Here is a 25940-nt window from a genome sequence, read left to right as displayed (position 1 = left end):
TCGCGCACAGAGGGAACCCTTGCGTCGCGGGCCGGACCAGGGAAATAGCCGGAATTGGCGCGCTGCGCTCAGGCGGCGCTGACGACCGAGGCGAGGCGGGTCGAGCGCCGGGGCACCAGGCGCGGTGGCACCAGGATCTTGCTCACCGGCGCATCGGGGGCGTTGAGTCGCTCGATCATGGCGGCGACGCCGGCCGTGGCGAGATCGCGCGCCGACTGATGGATCGTGGTTAGCGACAGGGTCTCGGTGCCGGCGAGCGTGACGTCGTCATAGCCGACGACGGAGAGGCCGCCCGGAATGGAGATACCGCTCTTCATGCATTCGTTGATCAGGCCGATCGCCGTCATGTCGTTGCAGGCGAAGACGGCGGTTGGGCGCGGCGCGGCCTCGTCGAGGATCCGCCGCGCCGCTTCGGCGCCGGCGTCGATCGTATAGGCGCCGTCGAGAATGCGGATCTCGCGCTCCAGCCCGTGCTTCTGCATCGCGGCGCGATAGCCGTCGCGCCGCCGCTCGGCGCCGGGCGAGGCGCCGCCGTCGATATGGGCGATGCGGCGATGGCCGAGGGAGACGAGATGCTCGACCGCCATCATGCCGCCGGTGACGTCGTCGGTGGTGACGCTGTCGACATTCACCACTTTGAGCAGGCGGCCGACATAGACGACGGGGATCCACTCCGCGACGCGGGCGATCGTCTTCTTCTCGTAGGGCGCGCCGATCAGCAGGATGCCGGAGACGCGGTGGGCGAGTAGGGTGCGGATGGCGTTTTCGGCGTCCGTATCCGTGTCGGCGTCAATCGACAGCAGCACGCTGTAGCCCTGCTCGCGGGCGACCAGGCTGGCGGTCTTGGCGATCTCGGCCTGCAGGCCGTTCTCGATCTGGCCGACGACGACGCCGAGATAGGCGGCGTCGGCGCTCGCCAGCGAGCGTGCATGCATGTTGGGCTGGTAGTTCAGTTCCGCCGCGGCGGCGACGATCCGCTCGCGCGTTTCCGGCCGCACAGCGCCTTCGCCGCGGATCGCCAGCGAGGCGAGGCTGCGCGATACACCGGCGTGTTTGGCAATGTCGGCAAGCGTGGCGCGGCGCGGCTGGTCGGATTTCTTCATCGTTCTGGATAGGTCATGGATCCGATTGTATTTCGGCCGGAGCACGGGCCGCGGTCAAGCATTGTTGTGCTCCACCGACAAATCGATAGCGGCGGCTCAGCCCATATTGCGGCTTGTCGGTGAGTTGAGATTCGTGTTGCTGGGGGGGCTGCACTGCAGCGACATCGAGACCGGTCACCAAGGTGGCGCGGCCACCACGACCATCGATGTCGAAGCGCGCTGTCCAGCCGGCCGCTAACCCCAGCCGCGCGGCTGGCCGCATTCGCAGTTGCCGGGCCGGTATGCGGACGGGTCGAGGCTGTCGCGCTAATCCATGGAGATCTAAGCGGATGGCGGAGGGCGCGAAACTTCGATGCGCGTCCGTCTCGACGCAGGAGAGCTCGAGCGCGGGAGGATGCTTTGGTACAGTTGGGTGGGCTCGAACCACCGACCTTCGGAGCCACAATCCGACGCTCTAACCAACTGAGCTACAACTGCCTGCCAAAAGCGAGCGGAACCTAGAATCAAAGCTGGCGGGTTTCAAGTGCGGAATTCGACTTATCCGCAGAAGCTTTGCTCGCTTGCAAAAACGGCCCGGAATTGCTTCCGGGCCGGGTCGTCCAGAGCCGGGCAGGTTGGCCTGCCGGTCGCGGCTCAGCCGTTCTGGAAAGCCTTGAAGGCCTTCTCGGCGCCCTGGCGCACCGGGCGCACGGCGTCGGTCGAGAACTTCTGGGCGAAGGCCTGCAACTCGCGCGACTGCTCCGTCAGCGTCTCGAACTGCTTGCGGGCGAAGGCGGCCTGCAACTCCACGGCTTCGGCGAACGAAGTCACTGCCATGAAATCACGGGCGAAGGCATAGGTGGCGTCGGTATGGGTCTTGGCATTATCGAGCGACTTGTGGGTCAGGGCGACAAGGCCTGAACGCGTCGTCTCGTAGCTGTCCTCGAACGCTTCCGTCGTCTCTTCGGCGGCGGTCTTCAGCTTGGCATAGGCTTCCTTGGAACCGGAAACCGCCTTGTCGGCTATGTCGCGGAACACGGCCGGCATCTCGACGCTCGGCATGGAAATGTTGAACGCCTCGAACGGGGCGTCGAAGCCCTTCGCAGCCTTGGTACCCTTGGCGTTCTTCGGAGCGGTGGCGGTGGTGTCGGACATGAACGAAAGTCTCCTTCGGGCTCTGTGGCCGTCGCGGAGCTTCATCCTGGATCTCGACCTCGGACCCATTCCACTCCGATCGACTTGACCCGAATATAAGCCGGTTCATGATGCATTGCAACATTTTGTTGCAATGCACAAAAATCGAATGGTTCCAAGGCTCTAGTATGCAAACTGTCCGCCGGAAGCGGCGCGATGGCGTCGCCTTGCGCGGATTGCCATCCGCGACGCCATGCGGTTGGGTCGAGCCTGGGCAGGTCGCCTATTTCTTGGCCTGCTGCTGAACGTCGGCCGCGGCCTTGCTCATCGTTTCGGCGATGTCCCGGGTCTGGGTCTGGGCGACCTCGGCCTGCTTCTTCAGAAAGGCCTGCTGGATCTGGGCGATCTCCTCGACCGTGCGGGCCCGCACCATCTGCTGGGCGAAGTCGAACGACGCTGCGACATTCGCCTCGAGAAACGCCAGTGCCTGACGGTTGACGTCGCGGGCACTCGACTGCATCGACTTGGCCGACGTCTCCGATTTCTCGACAGCCTTGGCGGTGGCCCCCATGAAATCGTCGAACGCCTTCTTGGCCTGATCGACGCTCTTGTCGGCGAAAGCGCGCATTTGTTCCGGAATTTCGAACGCGGTTTTGTCGGCCATCGTTTTGCTCCCGCTAGGATGACACTGCGACAATAGAGCCTGTACGGGCGGACGCAAGGCGAGCCGTCGCCAGGCCGGGATTTCCGGATCGGCAAGGATCCGCCCGCTTCGGCGAGGATCGTTCGCATCCAAGCTTTCAAACGAGCAGGACATTAACCACCTGATGCAAGAGATAAGGGGGTGGCCGGCGGTTTCGTGGACCGGAGCCCCTGCGACCTATATTAGATTGTCGCTAAGGAACGGGCGCGTGGACGACGAAACTGCGTTTGTTGAGCGACGGGACGGGCGCCGAAGAGCGCCCTGAAACGCATGGCCGGGCAACAGGCGCCGGCATCGCGGGAAGAGTGGCAGCGGAATGAGCGGACGCAATCTTGCCTATCTCGATCTGTCGGCGCTGCCGGCCGTCGGATCGGCATTGCTGTCGCCGCGCCCCAGCTTCGTCTGGGCGGCGGACGGCCGGCGTCTGCTCTGGGCGAATGCCGCCGGCGTCGGTTTCTTCGGCGCCGCCGACATGGACGGCCTGCTGGAGCGCCGCTTCTCGGAAACACTGCCTTCTACCACCCAGATCGCCCGCTTCGCCCGCGCACTGGCGCTCGACGCGCCGCGGCTGGAGCGGATCAGCTTCGTGGCGAACGGCCGGCTGCAGAGCCTTGCTGCCAGCTGCACGCGCATTCGCCTCGCCGATGGCGCCAGCGCCGTCCTGATCGCGCTGGAAGCGCCGCGCGGCGCGCAGCCGTCCGTCGTGGAGCGGGCCGAGCGTCTCGCCGACGCCGTGGTGGGCGCCGATTGCCTCGTTGCCATTCTCGACGCCAGCGGCGATGTCGTGGCGGCATCCGGTGGCTTGGATGCCCTGACGGCGGCCGAAAGCGCCATCGAAGGGCTTGTCGCCGGCATCGGCCGCAGCCCGGATCGCCTGTTCAAGCGCGCCATCCGCGTCGAGGATGGCCGCCGTCCGGCCGGCATCGCGCGTTTCGAGCTGGACGGCCAGCCGTTCCATCTGCTGATGGTCGGACCGGCGGAGCAGGTCGTGCTGGAGCCGGCGCGGGTGACGCCTCCTGTCGTCGAAGAAGAGATTCCGGTCTCGCCGGCCGAAGTGGCCGAGCCGGCGGCGCCCGTCCTGCCCGAGGCCGCATCGGATCCCGTTGCGGATGAGTTGACGCTAACCGAAGTCGAGTCGGTGGAGCCCGAGAGCGTGACGGAGGTCGCTGCCGACACGCAGGGCGCCATCACCGAGCCGGCCTCAGAAGCGGCTGCCGTCGGGCCGGACTCGGACATTTCGGTTGCCGAGCCCGAGATCGAAGTCACCGAAAGCGCCGCGACGCCGGACGATGCATCCGATGCGCGCACCCCGCTATCCATGGCGGATATCGTCGAGGCGGTGAGCGAGACCAGCGCGCTGATCGAACCGGTCGAACCCGTCGCTTCCGACGCCGGATCGCAGTCCCGCTCGATAGAGGAGGCGATGGTCGAGCCTGTCGTGGAGACCGCCGCCGAGCCGGCTTTCCATTTCACGCCGCCGACCGGACCCGTCCGTTTCGTCTTCCAGATGGATGCGGCCGGCCGCTTCAGCTTCGTCTCCCCCGAGTTCGCGACCGTCGTCGGACCGGTCTCGGCCGCGATCGTTGGCGCGAGCTGGGGCGATGTCGCCGCCGCCAGGGAGTTGGACGAAAAGGGGGCCATCGCCGCCCTGATCGCCCGTCGCGACACCTGGAGCGGGGCGACGCTGAGCTGGCCTGTCGACGGCGTCGACCAACGCGTATCCGTCGACCTCGCGGCGCTGCCGGCCTTTTCGCGTGATCGTGCTTTCGAGGGCTATCGCGGCTTCGGCGTCATCCGTCCGTCCGAAGCCCGGCGCGAGCCGCCGGTCCCGGTCGAGGAGAAGCGTTCGACGGTCGTCACGCTGCCGAAGCCGCAGCCGGTGGCCGAGCCCACCAATGTCGTCCGCCTGCCGCGTTCGTCCGTCACGTCGGGCGACGTCGAGCGACTGACCATGCCGGAGCAGGACGCCTTCCGGCGCATCGCCGTGGCACTCGGCGCCAAGGTCGGCCCTGTCGATCCGGTGCCGCCGACGCCCGAAGCGGACGCGCCAACGGTCGAAACACCTCCGGTCGAGTCAGTGACGTCCGAAGTATCTGCCGCCGATCCCGAGGCGGTCGCGACCGCCGCTGAACCGTCTGCCGTCGGGCCGAGCGAAGAGTTTGTCGCAGCCGAGTCGCAGCCGGAATTGCCGACTGCCGAGGGCCCGCAGTCGGAACTGCCGGCGATCGAGGAACAGCCGCCGGAGCCCGAGCCCGCGGCTTCCGATGTTGCCTCCGTCGAACCCGTGCTGGCAGCGGCGACGTCACAGCCTGCTAACCCGATCGTCGAGCCGCCGGCTCCAGACGCCGAAGCGCCTCGCCGCGCCATCGAGGCGGCCGTACCGCCTGTCGTGTCGGAACCCGTTGCCGATGTGCCGCCTTCTCCCCCGGTGCCGGATCCGCGGTTGATGGCGGACCTCGCTTCCGCCGGACATAAGATCGCCGAGCTGGAAGCCATCCTCGACACGGCGACCGACGGCGTGGCCGTGGTCGACGCCGAAGGACGGATCGTTCGTATCAATCGCAGCGCCGAGGCGTTGTTCGGCGTCGAGACGGGTGATGTCGCGGGCCTGCCCTTCACCCATCTGCTCGCCGAGGAAAGCCGCAAGTCGGCGCTCGACTATTTGGAGGGCCTCGCCCAGAACGGCGTCGCCAGCCTCCTGAATGATGGCCGCGAAGTGATCGGCCGCGTGCCGCAGGGCGGGCTGATCCCGCTGTTCATGACGATGGGTCGGCTCGGCGAAACCGGCAAGTTCTGCGCCGTGCTGCGCGACATCACGCAGTGGAAGAACGCCGAGGAAGAGCTGATCAACGCGCGCCGGGCGGCCGAGACGGCTTCGATGCAGAAGTCCGATTTCCTTGCCAAGATCAGCCACGAGATCCGCACGCCGCTCAATGCCATCATCGGCTTCTCGGAAGTGATGATGGAGGAGCGCTTCGGCCCGATCGGCACCGACCGCTACAAGGAATATCTGCGCGATATCCATGTGTCGGGCGCGCATCTGATGAGCCTGCTCAACGACCTGCTCGATCTGTCGAAGATCGAGGCGGGCAAGATGGATCTGAATTTCGAGGCGGTGGCGCTCAACGAGATCGTCATGGAATGCGTGGCGCTGATGCAGCCGCAGGCCAATCGCGAGCGCATCATCATCCGCACCAGCCTGTCGAGCCAGGTGCCGAGCATCGTCGCCGACCCGCGCTCGATCCGCCAGATCGTGCTCAACCTGGTCTCCAACGCGATCAAGTTCACGCTTGCCGGTGGCCAGGTGATCGTGTCGACGGCGCTGGAGGAACGGGGCGAAGTCACGCTGCGCATCCGCGATACCGGCATCGGCATGTCGGAGAAGGATGTCGAGACGGCCCTGATGCCGTTCCGCCAGGTCGCGACCTCGGCCAAGCATCGCAGCGGCGGCACCGGCCTCGGCCTGCCGCTCACCAAGGCGCTGGTTGAGGCGAACCGCGCCGCCTTCCTGATCGACAGCGCCGTCGGGCAGGGGACGCTGATCCGGGTCACCTTCCCGTCGACGCGGGTCCTGGTGGGCTGACGGTCGGCCCCTCTCAAACGAACGCTTCTCTCTGCTGCCGGGAGAGGGGTGGGTGGGCGGCTTTTGCGGCCCTTTACTCGGCGGCGATCTGCATCGAGAGATTATCGAGCGACGACACGATGTGTTCGGCGAGCGCATCGACGAGCGGTGTCGTGGGCTTGTTCCAGGCGCGCACCAGTCCGATTTCGCAGGGCGGCAGGCGCGGGAAGCCGTCGGCTTCGCCGAGGACGCGCATGCCGGGCCGGAGCGCCGATTCCGGCAGGACCGAGATGGCGAGGCCAGCCAGCACGGCGGCGGAAATCGCGGTCGAGTTGTTGCTCGAATAGAGGATGCGATAGCGCCGGCCGATCGGCCCGAGCGCCTCGATCGCCGATTTGCGCCAGCAGCAGGTGTCCCGGCCAAGCGCCAGCGGCAGCACGTCTTCCTGCTCGATCTGGTGATGGTTCGAGACGACCCAGAGCAGGGGTTCCTGCCGCACCACCTCGGACATCGGCGTGCCCTTGATGTTGGTGATGATGCCGAGATCGAGTTCGCCGGCGCGCAGGCATTCGAGCAGCTGCACGGTCGGCTCGCAGACCACCGTCACCTCGACGCGCGGATTGGAGCGCGAGAAGCGCGCCAGGATCTCCGGCAGGAAGCGGTCGGCATAATCATCCGGCGTGCCGAGGCGCACCCGGCCCGTCAATTCGTCGTCGTCGAACGCCGCCATCGTCTCGTCGGAGAGGCGCACCATCCGGCGCGCATAGCCGAGCAGGCGCTCGCCGTCCTCCGTCAGCTTGGCGCTACGGCCGTCGCGGCCGAAGATCGGCTTTCCCAACCTTTCCTCGAGGCGGCGCATCTGCATCGAGACAGCGGATTGCGTCTTGTGGACCGTCTCGGCGGCGCGCGTGAAGCTGCCGGCATCGGCGATCGCCACGAAAGTCCGGAGCTGGTCCAGGTCGAGCATGTTGGCCATCGGCGTTTCCTCGCAGGATGCATGAAGCAGGGATTTTGATGTCGCCGGTGGAACCCGGGGCATTCAGGCAGCGCTTCGGAGGGTCATCCGAGGGGCAGGAATTCCCTGCGTCATGCATCATCAATTCCAATGGCTGATATTAAAAACATTCGTTGGAATGATCAATCGCAAGGTGGCATCTTTCAATCGTTCCCAAGACGCGTGCCGGGTAGCCCCTTCAAATGAGCTTGAAGGAACCCTGTCACGCCTGCCCGATGGAGGCCGACATGAGCACTTGCGAGACCTTTTCCACCGAAGTTCGCCCCGCGCGCAATCGCACGCTTCCGGCGCTCGGCGCCGCTGTCCTTGCCGCCGTCGTGGCGCGCTACCAGGTCTGGAAAAATCGCCGTTCGGTCGCCCGCCTGCTGGAGTGGGATGCCCATATGCTTGGCGATATCGGCCTGACGGAAGGCGACGTTTATTCCGCCCTGGCGACGCGCGCCAACGAGGATGCTTCGACGCAGCTCCAGATGCGGTCGCTGGAGCGCCGTTTCGCCAACGAGGCGCAGGCGCATGACCGCCGGGTGCACGCCGCCCAGATGCGCGCCAGCGGGTCCGCCCGCTACCAGCGCAAGGCCTAAGGGCGCGACGACGCGCCTTCACCCCGCTCACCCCAGCAGCCGGAACCCATTGATCCCCTTGCGGTTCCGAAACTTGGCCCGCCGCGTCTGTGGCGGGCCTTTTTCATTCAACTCTTTTGGGCCGGCCCGGCGAAGCGGTCGAAGATCATCTCCATCGACTTGCGGTAATTGTCCTGCATGCTCTTGCCGGCGTCGAACAGGCGATCGATCACTTCCTCGTTGCTCATGGGGCCCGGCTCCGGCTCGGGTTCCTTCTCCTTGCCGAGGAAGCTTTCCATTAGCGTGACAAAGGGGAGGTCGGGTCGCTGCGCCGGCTTGGGTTTCGGTTTCGCGGCGCCGCCGGTCATGTCGCGCATCATGGCGAGAAACGGGTTGTCGTAGGTCTCCGTCTGCCGCTGCAGCCCGCCCATCATCATGTTGGCCATGACGGGCATCATGCGGCGGACGACGTCGTGCGCGATCCCCGTCGTCGCCTCGACCTGCAGCGCCACCGCCTTGGCAACCTCGGGCGAGCCGAACATGCGCTCCAGCATGCCGTCGCCCTCGGCCCTGGCCGAAGGCGTCAGGGCGGCGAGGGGATTGTCGAAATAGGATTTGTACTGGCCAGAGCCGACCTGTTGCCAGAACGCGGCGACGCCGAACGGATCGGCAGCGCTGCGCCGCATGCCTTGCCAGAACGCCGGCATCATTGCCTCGAAGGCCTTGGACTGCTGGTCAGTCGAAAGGCCGAATTCCTTGGCCATCATCGACGCGAACGCGCCTTGCTGGGCCTCCAGCATCAGATCGTAGATCGTCTTCATCGGATTGCTCCTGCCGCCGCGCCCAATCATGATCGGCGCGGCGGTCGGTCCGCGTCAAACGAAACTGCTCGTCGTGTTGATCAGTGCGTCATCAGCACCGGCAGGGCGAGCCCGGTCAGCATGCCGCGTGTCGCGCCGCCGAGGATCCATTCGAGCAGGCGGCTATGGCCATAGGCGCCCATGACGATGATGCCGGCATCGGCATCGATCGACGCCTGCCGGATCGCCTTGGCGACGTCCTTGCCGGGATTGGGCACCTTGCGGATGCTGCTCTCGATGCCGTGGCGTAGCAGATGGCCGCAGAGGCGTTCGCCGGTCGGCAGCTTCTTGCCGTCGTCGACGACGACGACCTCGACATGCTTGGCCATCTTCAGGAACGGCATGGCGGCGCGGACGGCGCGCGATGCCGTGATGGTGCCGTCCCAGGCGATCATGATGCGATCCGGATTGATCGTCGTCGGGCCGTTGCGCGGCACGATCAGCAGCGGCGCGCCGGCGTTGAACAGGACCGCCTCGATCAGGGCCTCGCGCACCGGCTCCGGCCGCTCGGGATCATCCTCGCCGATGACGACGAGATCGGCGAGGCGGACCTCGTGCACGATGCCGTCCAGCCCGCCGCCGGCCATCACGTCGACGAGATGGGCCTCGGCCTCGATGCCGGTCTCGGCCGCGATGGCGTGGAAGGCCGCGATCGCCGTTTCCGCTTCCTTCAGCGCCTGGTTGCGGGCGCTGATCATGAAGTCGGCCGGCACGGGAGCGACGGCATAGCCGGGAACGATCGGATCATAGGCCAGCGACAGCCCGGTCAGATGTGCCCCCAGACGCTTCGCCAGGTCCGCCGCCGCCCGCGCGGCGGGGCGATTTCCGGCGAGGTCGACGACGACGCTGATGTCCTTGATGTCCATGATGCGCTCCATTCCCAAGATCAATCTGCGGACGAGTCTAGAGTCTACTCTGCCCGAAGAGATTGAGAAGGATCAAATGCTGCGCGCGGTTAATAGGCGTGGCGGCGGAAGACCTCGCGGATGTCGCCGTTCCAGCTCGTCCGATACTCGCCGAGCAGGCGCTCGGCCGGCGTCAGCCCGCTGGCGACCGTCTCCTCGACGGGCTGCAGATAGACCGTCTCGTCATGGCCGTCGCTGTTCAATTGTTTGCGGGCGGCGAGGCCCTTGCGGGCGATCTCGACCATCTCGCGGGCGATTTCGCGCACGGTGCGGTTGCGGAACGGGGTCTTGAGCGCCGTCATGGGCACGCCGTCGCGCAGCGCCTGGCGCTCGTCCGCCGTCCAGTCCCTGACCAGTTCCCAGGCGGCGTCGAGCGAAGCCTGGTCGTAGAGCAGGCCGACCCAGAGCGCCGGCAGAGCCGTCAGTGTGCGCCACGGCCCGGCATCGGCGCCGCGCATCTCGATGTATTTCTTGAGCCGCACATCGGGGAACAGCGTGGTGAGGTGGTTGTTCCAGTCCGACAGGGTCGCCACTTCGCCGGGCAGGCCCGGCAGCTCGCCCTTGAGCAGGTCGCGGAACGACTGGCCGGCGACGTCGTGATAGGTGTCGCCACGCTTGACGAAATACATCGGCACGTCGAGCGCCCAGTCGACATAGCGCTCGAAGCCGAAGCCCTCCTCGAACGCGAAGGGAATGAGGCCGGAGCGCTGGTTGTCGGTGTCGCGCCAGATCTCGGCGCGGTTCGACAGCAGCCCGTTGGCGGTATTGTCGATGAAGGGCGAATTGGCGAAGAGGGCGGTCGCGATCGGCTGCAGGGCCAGCGACACGCGCATCTTCTTGACCATGTCGGCTTCATCGGAGAAGTCGAGATTCACCTGCACGGTCGAGGTGCGGAACATCATGTCGAGGCCGCGCGTGCCGACCTTCGGCATGTAGCGCGCCATGATCTCGTAGCGCGATTTCGGCATCACCGGCGTTTCTTCCAGCGACCAGATCGGCGATGTGCCAAGGCCGATGAAGCCGACGCCGAGCGGCTCGGCGCATTCGCGCACCTGGGCGAGATGCGCGTGCAGTTCGCGGCAGGTCTGGTGGATGGTCTCGAGCGGCGCGCCCGAGAGCTCGAACTGGCCGCCGGGCTCCAGCGAGATGGCGCCGCCACCGACCGGATCGACGAGGCCGATGATCAGGCCGCGATCCTCGATCGGCTGCCAGCCGAGCAGGCCTTCCATCAACCTCAGGATGCGCTCGATGCCATGCGCGCCCTCATAGGGAACGGGCGTCAGATCCTGGATGTTGAAGCCGAACTTCTCGTGTTCGGTGCCGATCCGCCATTGCGTCTTGGGTTTTGACCCGCTGGCAATCACGTCGACAAGTTCGTCGCGCGATTCGACGATTGTGGAATCGGTAGCGTCGCGGGCCATGAGTACTCCGAAGCAATTAGGCGCGGCACCTTAGCGGCGCGCCGTCGGAACGGCAATGGACTGGGCATTGGCCCGGAAACTCGCCGTTCGCCGGTGGACCGGCGCACCCAATCCGTGCACCGATACGATACGGCCAGCCATGATCTGAGGAGGATTCACATGAGCGATTCGGCAAGGAAAGTTGCAATCATAACGGGTGGAACGCGGGGCATCGGCGCCGCGATCGCCCGGGCGCTGGCGGCGCGCGGCGTCGATCTCGTCCTGTCCGGCCGGCATCGCGACGAGCCGGTGGAGGTTCTGCTGCGGGAACTCGGCGCCATCACCGGCGTCCTCTTCCACGCGGCCGACGCGGCCGAACCGGCGAGCGCCCCGGCGATCGTCGATGCGGCGCTCGCCCGGTTCGGCCGGATCGACTATCTCGTCCCGTCCGCCGGCGGCGCCGTTCCCGGCACGGCGCTGACCGTCTCGCCGCAGGCGTGGGAGAATGCCTTCCGCGTCCATGTCCACGCCCCCTTCCATCTCTTCCGCGCCGCCCATGCGGCCTTGGCGAAGCAGGGTGGCGCGATGCTGCTGATTTCGTCAGTCGCCGGTTTGCGAGGCTGCCCCGCCACGGTCGCCTACCAGACCGTCAAGGGGGCGCTGCCGCAGATGGGGCGCGCGCTCGCCCGCGATCACGGCCATGAGGGTATCCGCGTCAACACGATCTGCCCGGGCATCATCGAGACCCGTTTCCACGAGGCGATGACGTCGGAAGCGCGTGCCAACAACCTCGCCAACCGCATTCCGCTGCAGCGTTTTGGCTCGCCCGAGCAGGTGGCGACCGCGGCCGTCGAATTGCTGACCAACGAGTTCATCACCGGCGAGCAACTGGTCATCGATGGCGGCATGAGCATGCGGATGGTCTGACAAGGCTCCCCGGGAGGCTTGGGTCTCCCGGGGGCTTCTCGGGCGTCAGCGACGTCCAAGCACGATGATGTTGCCGATCATCACCAGTCCGAGGCCGGCGATGGCGAACAGCGTCCAGTGGTAGCCCTCGGCGAAGGTCGAGATCAAAAGCGCGAAGACGGGGAACAGCACCGTCGAATAGCCGGCCCGGCCGGAGCCGATGCGGCCGAGCAGCGTGAGATAGGCAAAGAACGCCACCACCGACGACAACAGCGACAGCCAGAGCCAGGACGCGATGTACTGGAAGGTCGGGTCGATGATGAAAGGCTTGCCCAGCGCCGCCGCGGTCAACGCCAGGATCGCCGTGCCATAGGCCATGCCCCAGGCGCTGGCCGAGACGACCGGGATGCCGCGCTTCTGTGTAGTGGCGGAAATCATGTTGCCGATGCAGAAGAACAGCGTGCCGCCGATGCAGAGCAGCAGGCCGATCGCCGCGTCATGGTCGATCTCGGTGCCGGCGATCTCCGGCCAGAACATCAGTGCCACGCCGCCAAAGCCGAAGGCCGCGCCGAACAGGATGCGGCGATCGACCGGCTGGCGCAGGAAGACGGTGCCGAGCAGCATGTTGAAGACCGACGCCAGCGAGAAGATGACGGCGAGCAGGCCGGAGGTGAGCTTAGCGCCGCCGACATAGAACTGCAGGAAATTCATCGAGAAGATGAAGAAGCCGAGCCCGACGAAACGCAGATGATCCGCGAGCGGGAAGGCGAGGCGATGGCGGCGGAGGATCGCCCAGCCGAACATCACCAATGAGGCGAGCAGGAACCGCCAGGTCAGCGCCACCTGCGGCGCGACCACGCCCAATTGCAGCTTGAGCGCGATCCAGCTGGTGCTCCACGCAAACACCGTCACCGCATAGAGCGAATAGTCGAGGCGGGTCATCGAAGCGTTGGGAAAATTCGACCGCATCGAGGCGGGGGCGGTAGCAGTCACGGGGGAGGTCATGGGGCAGTCCGCATTGCAGGGGACAGGCACCGAGATCAGGAATGGCGGGCGGCGTCCAGCAAATCTTTGTGCGCGGAACCATCACGCGGACTGATGGGTGACCGGGAGTGCCTGTTTCCCAGCGACGAACCGTTGGGCCGATCTGCAAAATGCGTCTCACGTTGTCGAATTCCGCGGCCTTCGCTCGTCGTCTCCCCGTAGACCCAACAGGGAGTGAACGACATGCAGAAGATCACGCCGTTTCTCTGGTTCGACGGCCAGGCCGAGGAAGCCGCCAATTTCTACGTTTCCGTGTTCCGGAATGGCAAGCTGGGCCACGTTTCGCGCTATGGCGAGACGGGACCGGGCCCGGCCGGCAGCGTCATGGTCGCCTCGTTCGAGATCGAGGGGCTGACCTTTACCGCGCTGAACGGCGGCCCCCATTTCAAGTTCACGCCTGCCGTCTCCTTCGTCATCGACTGCAAATCGCAGGACGAGGTCGACTATTTCTGGGAGAAGCTCGGCGAGGGCGGCCGGGCCGACCAGTGCGGCTGGCTGCAGGACAAGTTCGGCCTGTCCTGGCAGGTGATACCGACGGTGCTGATCGAACTGCTCGGTGATCCCGACCCGGCCAAGGCGCAGCGCGTCATGGGCGCGATGATGCAGATGACCAAGATCGACATCGCCAAGTTGCGCGAGGCCCATGCCGGCTTGGCCGCGTTGGCTTGACCGGCGCAGGAGGCGCGACGGCGGGCTGGTGGAATCGTTCGGTTCGGCATCTATTGATCGATGCCCCGCCACGCGAGCCGTCATCCCATGCGCATTCTCGTTGTCGAAAACTACCACGCCACATCGCTCGGCCTGATCCGGCCGGTGCTGGCCGCCGCCGGCGCCGTGATCGACATCTGCCGGGCGCATGAGGGCGATCCGTTGCCGGACGGACCCGAAGGCTATGACGGGATCATCGTACTCGGCGGCGGACAAAGCGCTGTCGACGACGACGATCACCCCTATTTGCCGCGCCTCGCCGCCCTGATGCGGGCGTTCGGCGATGCCGACAAATCGGTACTCGGCATCTGCCTCGGCGCGCAGATCCTGGCGCGCGGCTACGGCGCAGAGAACGTCCTCGATCGGCCGGTCGAATTCGGCTGGCAGGACGTGACGCCGACCGAGGCCGGCCGCGCCGATCCGGTGCTCGGCGTCCTCGACGGCGCCGCGCCACTGTTCCACTGGCATTCCGATACGTTCAGTCTGCCGGAAGGCGCCGTGCACCTGGCCACCAGCGCCATGACGCCGAACCAGGCCTTCCGCATTGGTCGCGCCGTCTACGGTACGCAGTTCCATTTCGAGGCCGATACCGCGCTGGTGCGCGAGTGGAACGAGGTCTTCGCCGACGTCGCCCTGTCGATCGATTCAGACTGGCCGGCGCGCCATGCGCGCGAGGAGGGGCCCTTGGGCGATCGCGCCGACGAGCTCGGCCGGGCGCTGGCGCGGGCCTGGGTCGCCACTATCCGCTGAACGGATTCGTCAAGCGCCGGCCGAAACGCTAATGCTGGTGCATCCGCGCGGCCTGGGGGGCTCGCGGCATCCGCATCCTCAATCGAACGCTGGAACCTCGCCATGCGCTTTTGGAAGACTATCGCCCTCGCGGCCGCTGCCGTGACCCTCGGCGCCACGGCCGCGTTCGCCGCCGATCTGCCGGATCTCAAGGGCCGCACCATCGTCGCCGTCACCGAGAACGCCTACACGCCGCTGAACTTCGTCGATCCGAAGACGGGCCAGGGCATCGGCTGGGAGTACGACGCCTTCAACGAGATCGCCAAGCGCCTCAACGCCAAGGTCGACTGGAAGCTGGCGAGCTGGGACACGATGATCCAGGCGGTGCGCGACGGCCAGTTCGACGTCGGCATGGATGGCATCACCATCAATGACGAACGCAGGAAGCAGGTCGATTTCTCCGACCCTTACATGGTTTCTCAGCAGCTGATGCTGGTGCGCGCCGATGAAAGCCGCTTCACCGATGCCGCGAGCTTCAAGCCGAACGACAAGCTGCTTGTCGGCGCGCAGGCCGGCACGACGAATTTCTTCGTCGCCGTCTACAACGTCCTCGACGGCGACGAAAAGAACCCGCGCATCAAGCTGTTCGATACGTTCGGCGCGTCGGTGCAGGCGCTGAAGACGGGCGACGTCGACACGGTGCTGATGGATAAGACCTCGGCCGATGGCTACATCGGCGCCTCGCCGGGCTCGTTCAAGGTGGTCGGCGAGCCGCTCGGCACCGAGGAATTCGGTTTCATCCTGAGGCCCGGCTCGGATCTGACCGCGCCGATCAACGCAGCCATCGCCGCGATGAAGGCCGATGGCAGCTTCGACAAGCTGAACCAGAAATGGTTCTACGAGTACCGCGCCGGTCAGTGATCCTCGTCTCGGGGTAGCAACACCGTCGCCCAGTGCCCTCTCTCCCTGCGGGAGAGGGGGCTGCCGCCTGAGTTTTCCATGTCGTCACCACCACAAAAGACTCGCCGCGAAATTCCCTATTGGCTGCTGGCCATCGGCTTGCTCGGCGTTCTGTTCCTCTGGCTGATCGCCTCCAATGGCGATTATGCGACGATCTTCGGCGCCGTTCGGCAGGGCGTGTTCGTCACGCTCTGGGTGACTTTCGTCGCTTTCGCGCTCGCGACCGCCCTCGGCCTGCTGATCGCACTTGCCCGCACGTCGCGGCACCGGATCCTGCGCGAGATCGCCACCTTCTATGTCGAGATCGTGCGCGGCATCCCGATGCTGGTGCTGTTGTTCTACATGGCCTTCGTCGGCGCGCCGCAGCTGGTGGCGTTCTGGAACTGGGCCCTGGCGATGCCGATCGAGCATGGCCTGTTGCCGGGGCTTTCCGTGCGCGATTTCAGCATGACGGCGCGGGCGATCGCGGCGCTCACCATCGGCTATTCGGCCTTCATCGCCGAGATCTTTCGCGCCGGCATCGAGGCGGTGCCGAAGGGGCAGACGGAAGCCGCCGCCGCCCTCGGCCTGTCGCGGATGAAGACGTTCCGCCTCGTCGTGCTGCCCCAGGCGACGCGCACCGTGCTGCCTCCGCTCGGCAACGATTTCGTCTCGATGATCAAGGATTCGGCGCTGGTTTCGGCGCTCGGCGTGCAGGACCTGACCCAACTCGGCAAGGTCTACTCGTCCTCGACCTTCCTGTTCTTCGAGACCTACAACGTCGTGGCGTTCCTCTACCTGGTCATGACCATCAGCCTGTCGCTGCTGGTCCGCGGCCTGGAGCGCCACATGGCGAAGAGCGACGCCCGGTAGCGGTCAGTCGGGCAGGAAGTCCGGATCGCGAAGCTGGTCGAGCGTCCACGGGCACTCGGCCGGGAATGTCTCGCGCGGCAGGCCTGTCTCGATGGCAGCTTCACGGACGGCTCGACCATACATCCGGTCGACGATCGATTTTGCCTTGGCGGCCAGGGTATGGCTCTCGCCCTCACGGTCCTCGATCTGGTGCCGTTCGCGAACGATGGTGATTTCCCAAGAGCTGGAACGCTTCTGGGATTGGTATTTCCATTTCAGGAGGTGAGCGAGGAGAAGGCGGTAGGCGGATTCGAGCGCATGCAGCTTCTCGCTTCCCATATCCTCGAGTTCCTCGATCAGATTGGGGAGGTCCACTTCCTGTATCCGCTTCTGGCGCAGCAACTCGATCTGCTCGCAGAGCCAGAGATAGACATCGTCCTCATAATCGGTCGGTGTCTCGTAGAGCGGCGTTTCCTTGGCGAGGCCCATGCGGGTTCCTCCGGGCGCAGTGCGATAGTCGCATCATGCCATGGTTCCGGAACGGCACCGAGTCCTCGTTCATCACCCGATGGCTGGCCGATCTCAGTCCTTGCGCACCGGCCGTTTCGCCGTTGCGCGTTCCTCGAACTGCATCAGACGCAGCGTTCCGATCTCGGCGCGGGCGCCGGCCTCGGCTGCGTCCTTCATCGAGGCGGCGACATAGTCGATATGGTCGATCGCAGCCTGGCGCGCGGCTTCGGGATCGCCGGCGCAGATGGCGTCGCGCAGCGCCTTGTGCTGGGCGAGCAACTGGTCGCGCGAGCCGGCCTGACCATAGAGGCGGCTGCGGTTGTAGAACACGCCATCGGCGAGCAGCCGGTAGCAGGCGCGCAAAACGTGGATGATGACGATGTTGTGGGTCGCCTCGCCGATTGCCTGGTGGAACTCGACGTCGAGCGCCGCCTCGCGCCGGAAATCGTCCTTGCCGTGCTCGGCCTCCATTGCCTCGATGATGCGGCCAAGGATGGTGCGGTCGGCTTCGGTGGCGCGCTCCGCCGCCATGGCGGCCGCGCTGGCCTCCATCTCGCGGCGGAATTCCAGATAGTCGCCGCCGGCCTTGGGCGACTGCGCGATCAAATCGACGATCGGCGCGGCGAAGACCGAACCTTCGATGGCGGCCACATACGTGCCGCCACCGGGCCGGCTCTCGACCAGTCCGCGCCCCTCCAGTGCCTTCAGCGCATCGCGCAGGATCGGTCGCGACACGCCGAGCGTCGCCGACAGGTCGCGCTCGCCCGGCAACTTGTCGCCGGGATGCAGAACGCCCTCGAGCACGAGCATCTCGATCTGGCGGGCGACCTCGTCGGCCGTGGCGCGGGAAGGAATCTGTTGAAACACCATGCGGAAGAGCCTATCAGCAGAAATCAGGAAGTGGTCAAGAAATTGATCCAGTTGGCGGGTGCGGCCCGCTTTTCAAGAAATCAGACCAAATTGGAGCGGCGCCATGGGCGGCTTGAAGGACGCAACGAGCATTGCAGACCTGAGATTGTTGGCGAAGCGCCGCGTTCCACGCGCCTTTTTCGACTATGCCGATCGCGGCTCCTACAATGAGGAAACGATCGACGCCAACTCGGCCGACTTCAAGGCGCTGAAGCTGCGCCAGCGCGTCATGGTCGACGTCTCGAACCGCTCGACCGAGGTGACGCTGCTTGGCGAGAAGTTCGCCTATCCCTTCGCCTTCGCCCCAACGGGCCTCACCGGCATGCAGCATGCCGATGGCGAGATCCTCGCGGCCAAGGCGTGCGAGAAGGCCAACATCCCGTTCGCGCTGTCGACCATGTCGATCTGCTCGATCGAGGACGTCGCCGCTGCCACCTCGCGGCCGTTCTGGTTCCAGCTCTACGTGATGAAGAACCGCAACTTCGCCAAGCAGCTGGTCGAGCGCGCCATCGCCGCCAAGTGTTCGGCGCTGATCCTGACGCTTGACCTGCAGGTGCAGGGCCAGCGTCACCGCGACATCAAGAACGGCATGACGGTGCCGCCGCAGATCAAGCTGCACAACGTGCTCGACATGGCGACCAAGCTGCCGTGGGCTTTTCAGGTACTGGGTAGCAAGCACAAGACCTTTGGTAATCTGAACGGCGTCGAGGGTATGAGTGGCGTCAAGTCGCTGGGACAGTGGATTTCCGGCCAGTTCGACCCGGCGCTGAACTGGGACGACGTCGCCTGGATCCGCTCGATCTGGCCGGGCAAGCTGATCCTGAAGGGCGTGCTCGATGTCGGCGACGCCCAGAAGGCGGTCAGCACCGGCGCCGACGCCATCGTCGTGTCGAACCATGGCGGCCGCCAGCTCGATGGCGCGCCGTCGGCGATCTCACGCCTGCCGCGCATCGTCGACGCCGTCGGCAACCAGACCGAAATCCTGTTCGACAGCGGTATCCGTTCGGGCCAGGACGTCCTGCGCGCGCTGGCGCTCGGCGCCAAGGGCTGCATGATGGGCAAGGCCTTCCTGTTCGGCCTCGGCGCCGGCGGCGAGGCGGGCGTCTCCAAGGTGATCCAGATCATCGGCAAGGAGCTCGACGTCTCGATGGCCCTGACCGGCCGCCGCACGCTGGCCGAGATCGACGACACCGTCATCGACCGGGGTTGAGCCCGTCGCGTCCCGGCCCTACTGCTTAGGCAGTTGGGCGCGGGATAGAGGGCACAATGCGCGAGGGACCCAGGCGTTTCGAGGACCATCCGCTCCGAAGCGCCGTCCTGCACGAGATCCATGCGCGGCCCTTCCACATGATGGAAGCGCCGCGCATCGTCCTGAACTACGCCTTCATGACGGATGCGGCCCAGGCGACGGCCTCGCGCGAAAGCCTCGTGGCACTTTGCGCCCGCAACGGCCTGCCGCAGCCGGCCGCCGATGCGCGCCATCATGTCGTCGATCTCTCGGGCGGCACGCTGCGCTGGGAGAGCCACGCAGAATTCACCACCTATAGCTGGGATGTCCGCGTTAGCGTTGGGGCCCTGCCGGCCGAGACGCCGTTCGGCGACGCCTTCGAGGCGCCAGGGCCGCTGATGGTGGCGGTGCGCCTCGATCTCGTTGCCGATGATCGTCCCGTCGCCGACATTCTCGCTTCCTACGATCCGGGCTCGCTCGCCGTGTCGGAGGTCGCTGGCGGTCGCGGCCTGATCGCCAGCGACTTTCGCGAGGATGGCGACGGCTTTACGCGGCTGCTCGTCATCGATCGCGGCTTCGAACCGCAGGAGGCTGGCCCCGTCGTCCAGCGCCTGCTGGAGCTCGAGACCTATCGCATGCTCGCCATGCTGGGCCTGCCGGAAGCGCAACGCCTGCAGCCGGAGATCCGGCGCATCGAGACCGAGCTGGTTGCCAATACGGGCCGTTTCCGCGCCAGCGAAGGTTTCGAGGCCAACCGCCGCCTGCTCGACGACCTGACGGCGCTGGCCGGTGAGCTGGAAGCGGGTGCGGCCGAGAGCGCCTTCCGTTTCGGCGCCAGCCGCGCTTATTCCGAGATCGTCCATATGCGCCTCAACGCGATGAACGAGCGCCCGACCCCGGGCTATTCGAGCTTCACGGCCTTCCTGGCGCGGCGGATGGCGCCGGCGATGCGCACCTGCCAGACCGTGGAGAGCCGGCAGCAGGATCTGTCGCGAAAACTGGCTCGGGCGGCGGCGCTGTTGCGCGCCCGCGTCGATGTCGAGCTGTCGCAGCAGAACCGCGCCCTGCTCGACAGCATGAACCGCCGCGCCCGGCTGCAGCTCCGTTTGCAGCAGACCGTCGAGGGCCTCTCGGTGGCGGCGATCAGCTATTACATCGTCGGCCTGGTCGGATACCTGGCCAAGGGATCGTCGATCTTCGGGACCCATTTCGATCCCGCCTATGTCACGGCGGCCGCCGTGATCCCGGTGGCGCTGTTCGTCTGGTATCTCGTCCGCCGTATCCGCTCCCGCCATGATGACGGGCAGGGCGCCGACTGAGCCCCGGGGTTAGCCCTTCGCTGTGACGAGGATCTTATCGAGCCCTTCGTCCCAGTGCGGACGCTCGCCATAGAGGCCGGCCAGATGGTCGATGAACAGCCTCACCTTGGCGGCGAGGAAGCGACGGCTTGGATAAACGGCATGCACCGCCACATGCCGCGAGGCGCGATAGGCCGGCAGCACCATGGCGAGACGTCCCTCGCGAAGGTCAGGGCCGACATCCCAGGTCGAGCGGAAGGCGATGCCAAGCCCGGCCAGCACGGCCTCGCGCACCACTTCGTTGGAATTCGTCCGTAGTCTTCCCTCGACATGCACCGTGACCGGTCCGTCCGGTCCCTCCAGCCGCCAAGGGTCCTGGCTGGCGGTCGCCAGCAGCGAATGCTTGGCAAGGTCGGCGATCGTCTGCGGCGTACCGTGTTCGGCGAGATAGGCCGGCGTCGCGCAGAGCAGCCGGTGATTCGGCGCCAGCCGCCGCGCCACCAGGCTCGAATCCGTCAGTTCGGCGATGCGGATCGACACATCGATGCTGTCCTTGACCAGATCGACGAACTCGTCCGACAGCACGAGATTGACGGTCAGCCCGGGATTGGCGGCCAGGAACGCGCCGAGATGCGGCGCCACATGCAGCCGGCCGAAGGTCGTCGGTGCCGACACCTTGAGCGTGCCGCGCGCCACGTCGGAGCGGCGGCTGACGAAGGATTCCGCTTCGTCGATCGAGGCGAGGATCTGCACGACGCGGTCGTGGAATCCGCGCCCGGCCTCGGTCAGCGCGATCTGCCGGGTGGTTCGCTGCAGCAGGCGCGTGCCGAGGCGGTCCTCAAGCCGTTTCAGGCGCTTGGAGACGACGGCGGGGGAAAGACCGAGCTCGCGTCCCGCCGCCGAAAGGCTTCCGGCGGTGACAACGCGGGCGAAGATCTCCATATCAGTCAGGGTGCTCATTGGCGGCCATACTGGCAAAAAAGTGGGGCGACTTTCAATCCTGCGGAAAGGATGATTGTTTTCCATCCCGGCTTGGGTACAAAACCGTCCGCGCTTAGATTGCTTCTGAAGTGGGAGGGAGGATGCCATGTCCGCGATAGAGATTCCGAAGCCGGACCCGCGCATTCTCGCGCGCCGCGAGGCGATCCTCGCCGGCCTCGCCAAGCTGGTGCCGTCGACGTCCCTGATCACCGAGGAAGATGAGCGCCGCGCTTTCGAGACGGACGCGCTCACTGCCTATCGTCGCATTCCGCTCGCCGTCGTGCTGCCGGAAACCACCGAGCAGGTTTCCAAGGTGCTAACATTCCTGAACCAGGAAGGCGTCAAGGTCGTCGCCCGCGGCGCAGGCACGTCGCTGGCTGGCGGCGCCATCCCGAGCGAGGACGCCGTCGTCCTCGGCGTGTCCAAGATGAACCGCATCCTCGATGTCGACACCGACAACCGGACGATCCGCGTCGAGGCGGGCGTGACCAATCTCGGCGTTACCGGCGCCGTGTCCCATCTCGGCTTCTTCTACGCGCCCGATCCGTCGAGCCAGCTTGCCTGCACCATCGCCGGCAATATCGCCATGAACTCCGGCGGCGCGCATTGCCTGAAATACGGCGTCACCACCAACAACGTGCTGGGCGTCAAGATCGTCATGATCGACGGCACCGTGCTGGAGATCGGCGGCGCGCATCTGGATGCGCCCGGCTATGACCTGCTTGGCCTGATCGTCGGCTCCGAAGGCCAACTCGGTGTCGTCACCGAGGCGACATTGCGCATCCTGCCGATGGCCGAAGGCGCGCGCCCGATGCTGATGGGCTTCCAGTCGGCCGAGGATGCCGGCGCCTGCGTTGCGGCGATCATCGCCTCCGGCATCATTCCGGTGGCGATCGAATATATGGACCGGCCGGCGATCCAGGTCTGCGAGGCCTTCGCCCATGCCGGCTATCCGCTGGATGTCGAAGCTCTCTTGATCATCGAGGTCGAGGGTTCGGAAGCCGAGATCGAGGATTTGATCGGCCGCATCACCAAGATCGCCGCCGACTACAATCCATCGGGCCTGCGCATCTCGCAGTCGGAGGCGGAGAGCGCCGCGATCTGGAAGGGTCGCAAGTCCGCCTTCGGCGCCATGGGCCGGCTCGCCGACTACATCTGCATGGACGGCACCATCCCGACAGGCCAGCTTTCGGCCGTGCTGACCGGCATCGCGAAGATTTGCGACGGCTACGGCCTGCGCGTTTCCAACATCTTCCATGCCGGCGACGGCAATCTTCATCCGCTCGTCCTTTTCAACGCCAATGATCCGGCCGAGCAGGACAAGGCCGAGCGCTGCGGCGAGGACATATTGAAGCTCTGCGTCGATCTCGGCGGCTGCCTGACCGGCGAGCACGGCGTCGGCATCGAGAAGCGTGACCTGATGACCTACCAGTTCAACACGATCGACCTGGACCAGCAGATGCGGGTGAAGAGCGCGCTCGACCCGCAATGGCTGCTCAATCCGCACAAGGTGTTCCCGCTCGCGGGGCGCCCGGTCTGATGCCCGAAATTCTGCCTTTCCAGGAAGCATGCCGATGACGTCGATCCTTCTCCCCGATACCGAGGCCGAGATCGAGGCGATCGTGCATGAGGCGGCCCAGTCGCGAAGTGCGCTTGCCATTCATGGCGGCGGCACGCGTCCGATCGGCGGCCCCGTCCACGCGGAACGCGCGCTGTCGACGCAGCAGATGTCCGGCATCACGCTCTATGAACCCTCGGAGCTCGTCCTCTCGGCCCGCGCCGGCACCCCCTTGGCCGAAATCCAGGCAACGCTCGCCGCCAACCGCCAGCGCCTGCCGTTCGAGCCGATCGACTATCGTCATCTGCTCGACAATCACGGCACGCCGACCATCGGTGGCGTCACCGCCTCGAACAGCTCCGGTCCGCGTCGTATCCATTCGGGCGCCGCGCGTGACGCGCTGATCGGCATCCGCGCTACCACCGGACGCGGCGAGACGATCAAGTCCGGCGGCCGTGTCATGAAGAACGTGACCGGCTATGACTTCGTCAAGCTGATGGCCGGCTCCTGGGGCACGCTCGGCGTGCTGACCGAGGTGACCTACAAGCTGCTGCCGGAAGTCGAGACCGAGACGACGCTGCTGCTGTCCGGTCTTTCGGCGGAACGCGCTGTTGAGGCGATGACGGCGGCTCTGGCGACGCCGTTCGAGGTGACGGGCGCGGCGCATCTGCCTGCGACCGGCGGCGCGCCGTCCCGCACCGTATTGCGGCTCGAGGGCTTTGAGGCATCGGTCACTTACCGGACCGCGCGTCTTGATGCCGTGCTGCGGCCGTTCGGGACCTTCGAGATGGTCGCTGCCGAGGCATCGCGTGTGCTTTGGAAGAGCATTCGTGACGTGGAAGTGCTGGAGACGCCGCGAGAAGCGGCGATCTGGCGGATTTCCGTGCGACCAAGCGATGGCCCTGCCGTTGGAGCGAGATTGGCTGCGGCTCTGGGCAGTTCGTTGCTGTATGACTGGGCGGGCGGATTGATCTGGGCGAGCGCTTCGCCGGAGGGCGACGGAGGCGCAGCGATCGTCCGGGCCACGGTCGCGACCGTTGGCGGCCACGCCATGCTGGTGCGCGGCTCGCCGGCCCTGCGGTTAAGCGTGCCGGTGTTCCAGCCGGAGGCGCCAGCCGTCGCCGCGATATCTCGCCAGATCAAGGCGACGTTCGATCCGGCCGGGGTGCTCAATCCGGGGAGGATGTGAGCGATGCCAAATGCTTGTGCTTCGAGTTGCGCGCCGGCGCCGATGGACGCCGGCGCCGGCCTTTCGGCTTTACTCGGTGAAGCGGACCACGCCCACTTCACAAACGTCGACGCCCTCGACGGTTGCCTCGCTGTCGTCGACGAAGACACCCTTGAAGTCGAATTTGCAGTAGCCGCTGCCATCATCCATGTTGATGGTGACCGAGCCGCCGGCCGGAACCAGATCCTCGCCGAGGATGTCCTCTTCCCAGTCGGTCGTTCCGACATTCGAAGCGTAGAACTCGTTCAGATCGCTGCTGGTCTCGTTGATGATCTTGACCTGGCGGTTTTCCGCGTTGGCCGCGCCGGCGAGAATGAGCGAAGAGACGACAACCGCACCGACGGCCGTCCAAAGACGAAACTGCATAGAACATCCCCTGGTTGCGCCGACGAGATGTCGCGCTCGCCGCCAATGCCAGATGCCCCGTGGTCGCGCAAGCACGATTGCGGGCTGTCCATAACCCCGCGCGCAGCGGCAGAGTGATCCATGCAAACCTCCTTCTCCCTTGCCCAGCTCGCCGACCCGGATGTCCGTGAATCCGAAAAGATTCTGCGGACTTGCGTTCATTGCGGCTTCTGCACCGCGACCTGTCCGACCTATGTGCTGCTGGGCGACGAGCTCGACAGTCCGCGCGGCCGCATCTACCTGATCAAGGACATGCTGGAGGGCGGCAAGCCCGCCAACGAGCAGGTTGTGAAGCACGTCGATCGCTGCCTGTCCTGCCTCTCCTGCATGTCGACATGCCCGTCCGGCGTGAACTACATGCACCTCGTTGATCATGCCCGCGCGCATATCGAGGAGACCTATGACAGGCCATTCGCCGACAAGGTGATCCGCTCCACGATCGCCGCCGTGCTGCCGCACCGCAATCGCTTCCGCCTGGCGCTGGTCGGCGCCGCCGCCGCGCGTCCCTTCGCCGGCGCGATCGGCCGGGTGCCGGGCTTCAAGCGCATCAGCGCCATGCTGAAGCTCGCGCCGCGCTTCCCGCACGGCCGCACCGCCTCGGAAGGACCGGGCACGTTCCCGACGCAGGCCGAGAAGCGCGGCCGGGTCGCGCTGCTCTCCGGCTGCGTCCAGCCGGTGCTCGATCCCGGCATCAACGAGGCGACGATCCGGCTGCTGAACCGCGTCGGCGTTGAGGTAGTGATCGCCAAGGGCGAGACCTGCTGCGGCTCGCTCGCGCACCACATGGGCAAGTCGGACCAGGCGCATGCGACGGCGAAGCGGACGATCGATGCCTGGATCGCCGAGATGGAAGGCGAGGGCCTCGACGCGATCATCATCACCGCCTCCGGCTGCGGCACGACGATCAAGGACTATGGCTTCATGTTCCGCGAGGACGCTGCCTATGCCGAGAAGGCGAAGCGAGTCTCTGCGATCGCCAAGGACATCACGGAATATCTGGAGAGCCTGAAGCTCGCGCCGGTCGTGGCGCCGAAGGCTCTCACCGTCGCCTACCATTCCGCGTGCTCGATGCAGCATGGCCAGCAGATCAAGACGACGCCGAAGACACTGCTCGCGAAGGCCGGCTTCACGGTCCGCGATGTACCGGAAGGGCATCTCTGCTGCGGGTCCGCCGGCACCTACAACATGCTGCAGCCGGAGCTCTCGCAGCAGCTGAAATCGCGAAAACTCGGCAACATCGCCAAGGTGGCGCCGGATGTCGTCGCCACCGGCAATATCGGCTGCATCACGCAGCTTTCCGACGGCGCGGGCGTGCCGGTCGTCCATACGATCGAACTGCTCGACTGGGCCTATGGTGGTCCGAAGCCTGCCGGCATCACGAGCTGAACCCATTGCCGGCGGCCTGCTTTGGCTGCCGGCTCCGA

The 25940-nt window shown here is 65.9% G+C and carries 24 protein-coding genes and 1 tRNA gene; 12 read left to right on the top strand and 13 right to left on the bottom strand.

The genetic code is table 11. The annotated features are described in order from the left end of the window. Positions 1-68: 68 nt before the first annotated feature. The 4 genes from G342_RS23645 to G342_RS0108550 all read right to left on the bottom strand — a co-directional run bounded on the left by G342_RS23645 (position 69) and on the right by G342_RS0108550 (position 2880). Positions 69-1103 carry a LacI family DNA-binding transcriptional regulator gene (locus G342_RS23645; protein WP_018182716.1) on the bottom strand — a complete coding sequence of 345 codons (1035 nt, stop codon included), beginning with the start codon at positions 1101-1103 and terminating at the stop codon, positions 69-71. 400 nt (positions 1104-1503) lie between these two features. Then, positions 1504-1580, bottom strand: a tRNA-His gene (locus tag G342_RS0108560). Between the two features lie 156 nt (positions 1581-1736). After that, positions 1737-2237 (bottom strand): phasin family protein, encoded by a 501-nt coding sequence (locus G342_RS0108555; protein ID WP_018182714.1) that lies wholly within the window; start codon positions 2235-2237, stop codon positions 1737-1739. 262 nt (positions 2238-2499) lie between these two features. Beyond that, complete coding sequence (locus tag G342_RS0108550) at positions 2500-2880, bottom strand: phasin family protein (protein ID WP_018182713.1); 381 nt, start codon at positions 2878-2880, stop codon at positions 2500-2502. Between the two features lie 355 nt (positions 2881-3235). On the opposite strand from G342_RS0108550, the gene G342_RS25225 reads away from it, so the two are divergent. Continuing rightward, entirely contained in the window at positions 3236-6502 is a 3267-nt protein-coding gene (locus G342_RS25225) for an ATP-binding protein (RefSeq protein ID WP_018182712.1), read from the top strand. Positions 6503-6575: 73 nt separating this feature from the next. On the opposite strand, the gene G342_RS0108540 is transcribed toward G342_RS25225, so the two are convergent. Beyond that, a complete protein-coding gene (locus G342_RS0108540) occupies positions 6576-7457 on the bottom strand; it encodes a LysR substrate-binding domain-containing protein (RefSeq protein WP_018182711.1) in 882 nt (293 codons plus the stop codon). A gap of 266 nt (positions 7458-7723) precedes the next feature. Between G342_RS0108540 and G342_RS23635 the strand changes: the two genes are divergently transcribed. Further along, a complete protein-coding gene (locus G342_RS23635) occupies positions 7724-8077 on the top strand; it encodes a YjiS-like domain-containing protein (protein ID WP_198010760.1) in 354 nt (117 codons plus the stop codon). Between the two features lie 107 nt (positions 8078-8184). Here the strand turns inward: G342_RS23635 and G342_RS25220 are convergent, their stop codons facing one another. The 3 genes from G342_RS25220 to G342_RS0108520 all read right to left on the bottom strand — a co-directional run bounded on the left by G342_RS25220 (position 8185) and on the right by G342_RS0108520 (position 11242). Then, the gene (locus G342_RS25220) at positions 8185-8877 is read right to left on the bottom strand and encodes a DUF937 domain-containing protein (RefSeq protein WP_018182709.1); all 693 of its coding nucleotides are present in this window, start codon (positions 8875-8877) and stop codon (positions 8185-8187) included. Between the two features lie 80 nt (positions 8878-8957). Further along, entirely contained in the window at positions 8958-9782 is an 825-nt protein-coding gene (locus tag G342_RS0108525; RefSeq protein ID WP_026304258.1) for a universal stress protein, read from the bottom strand. 89 nt (positions 9783-9871) lie between these two features. Beyond that, entirely contained in the window at positions 9872-11242 is a 1371-nt protein-coding gene (locus tag G342_RS0108520; protein WP_018182707.1) for a glutamate--cysteine ligase, read from the bottom strand. 159 nt (positions 11243-11401) lie between these two features. Between G342_RS0108520 and G342_RS0108515 the strand changes: the two genes are divergently transcribed. Further along, a complete protein-coding gene (locus G342_RS0108515) occupies positions 11402-12148 on the top strand; it encodes an SDR family NAD(P)-dependent oxidoreductase (protein WP_018182706.1) in 747 nt (248 codons plus the stop codon). Between the two features lie 45 nt (positions 12149-12193). On the opposite strand, the gene G342_RS0108510 is transcribed toward G342_RS0108515, so the two are convergent. Continuing rightward, a complete protein-coding gene (locus G342_RS0108510) occupies positions 12194-13132 on the bottom strand; it encodes a DMT family transporter (RefSeq protein WP_245557240.1) in 939 nt (312 codons plus the stop codon). Between the two features lie 222 nt (positions 13133-13354). Here G342_RS0108510 and G342_RS0108505 point away from each other — a divergent pair, with 222 nt between their 5' ends. From G342_RS0108505 to G342_RS0108490, 4 genes are all read left to right on the top strand, one after another. Further along, entirely contained in the window at positions 13355-13840 is a 486-nt protein-coding gene (locus G342_RS0108505) for a VOC family protein (protein ID WP_018182704.1), read from the top strand. Between the two features lie 87 nt (positions 13841-13927). After that, complete coding sequence (locus G342_RS0108500; protein ID WP_018182703.1) at positions 13928-14629, top strand: type 1 glutamine amidotransferase; 702 nt, start codon at positions 13928-13930, stop codon at positions 14627-14629. 102 nt (positions 14630-14731) lie between these two features. Further along, positions 14732-15529, top strand: a complete 798-nt coding sequence (locus tag G342_RS0108495; RefSeq protein WP_018182702.1) for a transporter substrate-binding domain-containing protein — start codon at positions 14732-14734, stop codon at positions 15527-15529. Positions 15530-15607: 78 nt separating this feature from the next. Next, entirely contained in the window at positions 15608-16420 is an 813-nt protein-coding gene (locus tag G342_RS0108490) for an amino acid ABC transporter permease (protein WP_018182701.1), read from the top strand. 3 nt (positions 16421-16423) lie between these two features. Here the strand turns inward: G342_RS0108490 and G342_RS0108485 are convergent, their stop codons facing one another. Both G342_RS0108485 and G342_RS0108480 read right to left on the bottom strand, forming a co-directional pair. Beyond that, the gene (locus G342_RS0108485; protein WP_018182700.1) at positions 16424-16888 is read right to left on the bottom strand and encodes a DUF29 domain-containing protein; all 465 of its coding nucleotides are present in this window, start codon (positions 16886-16888) and stop codon (positions 16424-16426) included. Between the two features lie 93 nt (positions 16889-16981). Further along, positions 16982-17779 carry a FadR/GntR family transcriptional regulator gene (locus tag G342_RS0108480; RefSeq protein WP_018182699.1) on the bottom strand — a complete coding sequence of 266 codons (798 nt, stop codon included), beginning with the start codon at positions 17777-17779 and terminating at the stop codon, positions 16982-16984. Positions 17780-17891: 112 nt separating this feature from the next. Here G342_RS0108480 and G342_RS0108475 point away from each other — a divergent pair, with 112 nt between their 5' ends. Next, positions 17892-19028, top strand: coding sequence for an alpha-hydroxy acid oxidase (locus tag G342_RS0108475; RefSeq protein WP_026304254.1), 1137 nt, complete (start codon positions 17892-17894; stop codon positions 19026-19028). Between the two features lie 56 nt (positions 19029-19084). Continuing rightward, the gene (locus tag G342_RS0108470; protein ID WP_018182697.1) at positions 19085-20365 is read left to right on the top strand and encodes a DUF3422 family protein; all 1281 of its coding nucleotides are present in this window, start codon (positions 19085-19087) and stop codon (positions 20363-20365) included. A gap of 9 nt (positions 20366-20374) precedes the next feature. On the opposite strand, the gene G342_RS0108465 is transcribed toward G342_RS0108470, so the two are convergent. Continuing rightward, positions 20375-21304 carry a LysR family transcriptional regulator gene (locus tag G342_RS0108465; RefSeq protein WP_026304253.1) on the bottom strand — a complete coding sequence of 310 codons (930 nt, stop codon included), beginning with the start codon at positions 21302-21304 and terminating at the stop codon, positions 20375-20377. Positions 21305-21431: 127 nt separating this feature from the next. Here G342_RS0108465 and G342_RS0108460 point away from each other — a divergent pair, with 127 nt between their 5' ends. Then, positions 21432-22865: an FAD-linked oxidase C-terminal domain-containing protein gene (locus tag G342_RS0108460; protein WP_018182695.1), complete on the top strand. Its 1434-nt coding sequence runs from the start codon at positions 21432-21434 to the stop codon at positions 22863-22865. A gap of 34 nt (positions 22866-22899) precedes the next feature. Further along, positions 22900-24072 carry an FAD-binding protein gene (locus tag G342_RS0108455; protein ID WP_026304252.1) on the top strand — a complete coding sequence of 391 codons (1173 nt, stop codon included), beginning with the start codon at positions 22900-22902 and terminating at the stop codon, positions 24070-24072. A 69-nt stretch (positions 24073-24141) separates the two neighbouring features. Here G342_RS0108455 and G342_RS0108450 read toward each other — a convergent pair whose 3' ends face one another. Further along, a complete protein-coding gene (locus G342_RS0108450; RefSeq protein WP_018182693.1) occupies positions 24142-24477 on the bottom strand; it encodes a hypothetical protein in 336 nt (111 codons plus the stop codon). A gap of 120 nt (positions 24478-24597) precedes the next feature. Here G342_RS0108450 and glcF point away from each other — a divergent pair, with 120 nt between their 5' ends. After that, positions 24598-25902 carry a glycolate oxidase subunit GlcF gene (glcF, locus tag G342_RS0108445; RefSeq protein ID WP_018182692.1) on the top strand — a complete coding sequence of 435 codons (1305 nt, stop codon included), beginning with the start codon at positions 24598-24600 and terminating at the stop codon, positions 25900-25902. Positions 25903-25940 lie beyond the last annotated feature (38 nt).

Source organism: Kaistia granuli DSM 23481 (assembly GCF_000380505.1).
GTDB classification, from domain to species: domain Bacteria; phylum Pseudomonadota; class Alphaproteobacteria; order Rhizobiales; family Kaistiaceae; genus Kaistia; species Kaistia granuli.
Note: the sequence above shows the minus strand (reverse complement) of the source record. Positions and strands in the feature narration are given on the sequence as shown.

Coding starts and splice junctions, on each gene's coding strand:
- G342_RS23645 (WP_018182716.1), bottom strand. CDS start 1,103: ATGAAGAAATCCGACCAGCCGCGCCGCGCCACGCTTGCCGACATTGCC.
- G342_RS0108555 (WP_018182714.1), bottom strand. CDS start 2,237: ATGTCCGACACCACCGCCACCGCTCCGAAGAACGCCAAGGGTACCAAG.
- G342_RS0108550 (WP_018182713.1), bottom strand. CDS start 2,880: ATGGCCGACAAAACCGCGTTCGAAATTCCGGAACAAATGCGCGCTTTC.
- G342_RS25225 (WP_018182712.1), top strand. CDS start 3,236: ATGAGCGGACGCAATCTTGCCTATCTCGATCTGTCGGCGCTGCCGGCC.
- G342_RS0108540 (WP_018182711.1), bottom strand. CDS start 7,457: ATGGCCAACATGCTCGACCTGGACCAGCTCCGGACTTTCGTGGCGATC.
- G342_RS23635 (WP_198010760.1), top strand. CDS start 7,724: ATGAGCACTTGCGAGACCTTTTCCACCGAAGTTCGCCCCGCGCGCAAT.
- G342_RS25220 (WP_018182709.1), bottom strand. CDS start 8,877: ATGAAGACGATCTACGATCTGATGCTGGAGGCCCAGCAAGGCGCGTTC.
- G342_RS0108525 (WP_026304258.1), bottom strand. CDS start 9,782: ATGGACATCAAGGACATCAGCGTCGTCGTCGACCTCGCCGGAAATCGC.
- G342_RS0108520 (WP_018182707.1), bottom strand. CDS start 11,242: ATGGCCCGCGACGCTACCGATTCCACAATCGTCGAATCGCGCGACGAA.
- G342_RS0108515 (WP_018182706.1), top strand. CDS start 11,402: ATGAGCGATTCGGCAAGGAAAGTTGCAATCATAACGGGTGGAACGCGG.
- G342_RS0108510 (WP_245557240.1), bottom strand. CDS start 13,132: ATGACCTCCCCCGTGACTGCTACCGCCCCCGCCTCGATGCGGTCGAAT.
- G342_RS0108505 (WP_018182704.1), top strand. CDS start 13,355: ATGCAGAAGATCACGCCGTTTCTCTGGTTCGACGGCCAGGCCGAGGAA.
- G342_RS0108500 (WP_018182703.1), top strand. CDS start 13,928: ATGCGCATTCTCGTTGTCGAAAACTACCACGCCACATCGCTCGGCCTG.
- G342_RS0108495 (WP_018182702.1), top strand. CDS start 14,732: ATGCGCTTTTGGAAGACTATCGCCCTCGCGGCCGCTGCCGTGACCCTC.
- G342_RS0108490 (WP_018182701.1), top strand. CDS start 15,608: ATGTCGTCACCACCACAAAAGACTCGCCGCGAAATTCCCTATTGGCTG.
- G342_RS0108485 (WP_018182700.1), bottom strand. CDS start 16,888: ATGGGCCTCGCCAAGGAAACGCCGCTCTACGAGACACCGACCGATTAT.
- G342_RS0108480 (WP_018182699.1), bottom strand. CDS start 17,779: ATGGTGTTTCAACAGATTCCTTCCCGCGCCACGGCCGACGAGGTCGCC.
- G342_RS0108470 (WP_018182697.1), top strand. CDS start 19,085: ATGCGCGAGGGACCCAGGCGTTTCGAGGACCATCCGCTCCGAAGCGCC.
- G342_RS0108465 (WP_026304253.1), bottom strand. CDS start 21,304: ATGAGCACCCTGACTGATATGGAGATCTTCGCCCGCGTTGTCACCGCC.
- G342_RS0108460 (WP_018182695.1), top strand. CDS start 21,432: ATGTCCGCGATAGAGATTCCGAAGCCGGACCCGCGCATTCTCGCGCGC.
- G342_RS0108455 (WP_026304252.1), top strand. CDS start 22,900: ATGACGTCGATCCTTCTCCCCGATACCGAGGCCGAGATCGAGGCGATC.
- G342_RS0108450 (WP_018182693.1), bottom strand. CDS start 24,477: ATGCAGTTTCGTCTTTGGACGGCCGTCGGTGCGGTTGTCGTCTCTTCG.
- glcF (WP_018182692.1), top strand. CDS start 24,598: ATGCAAACCTCCTTCTCCCTTGCCCAGCTCGCCGACCCGGATGTCCGT.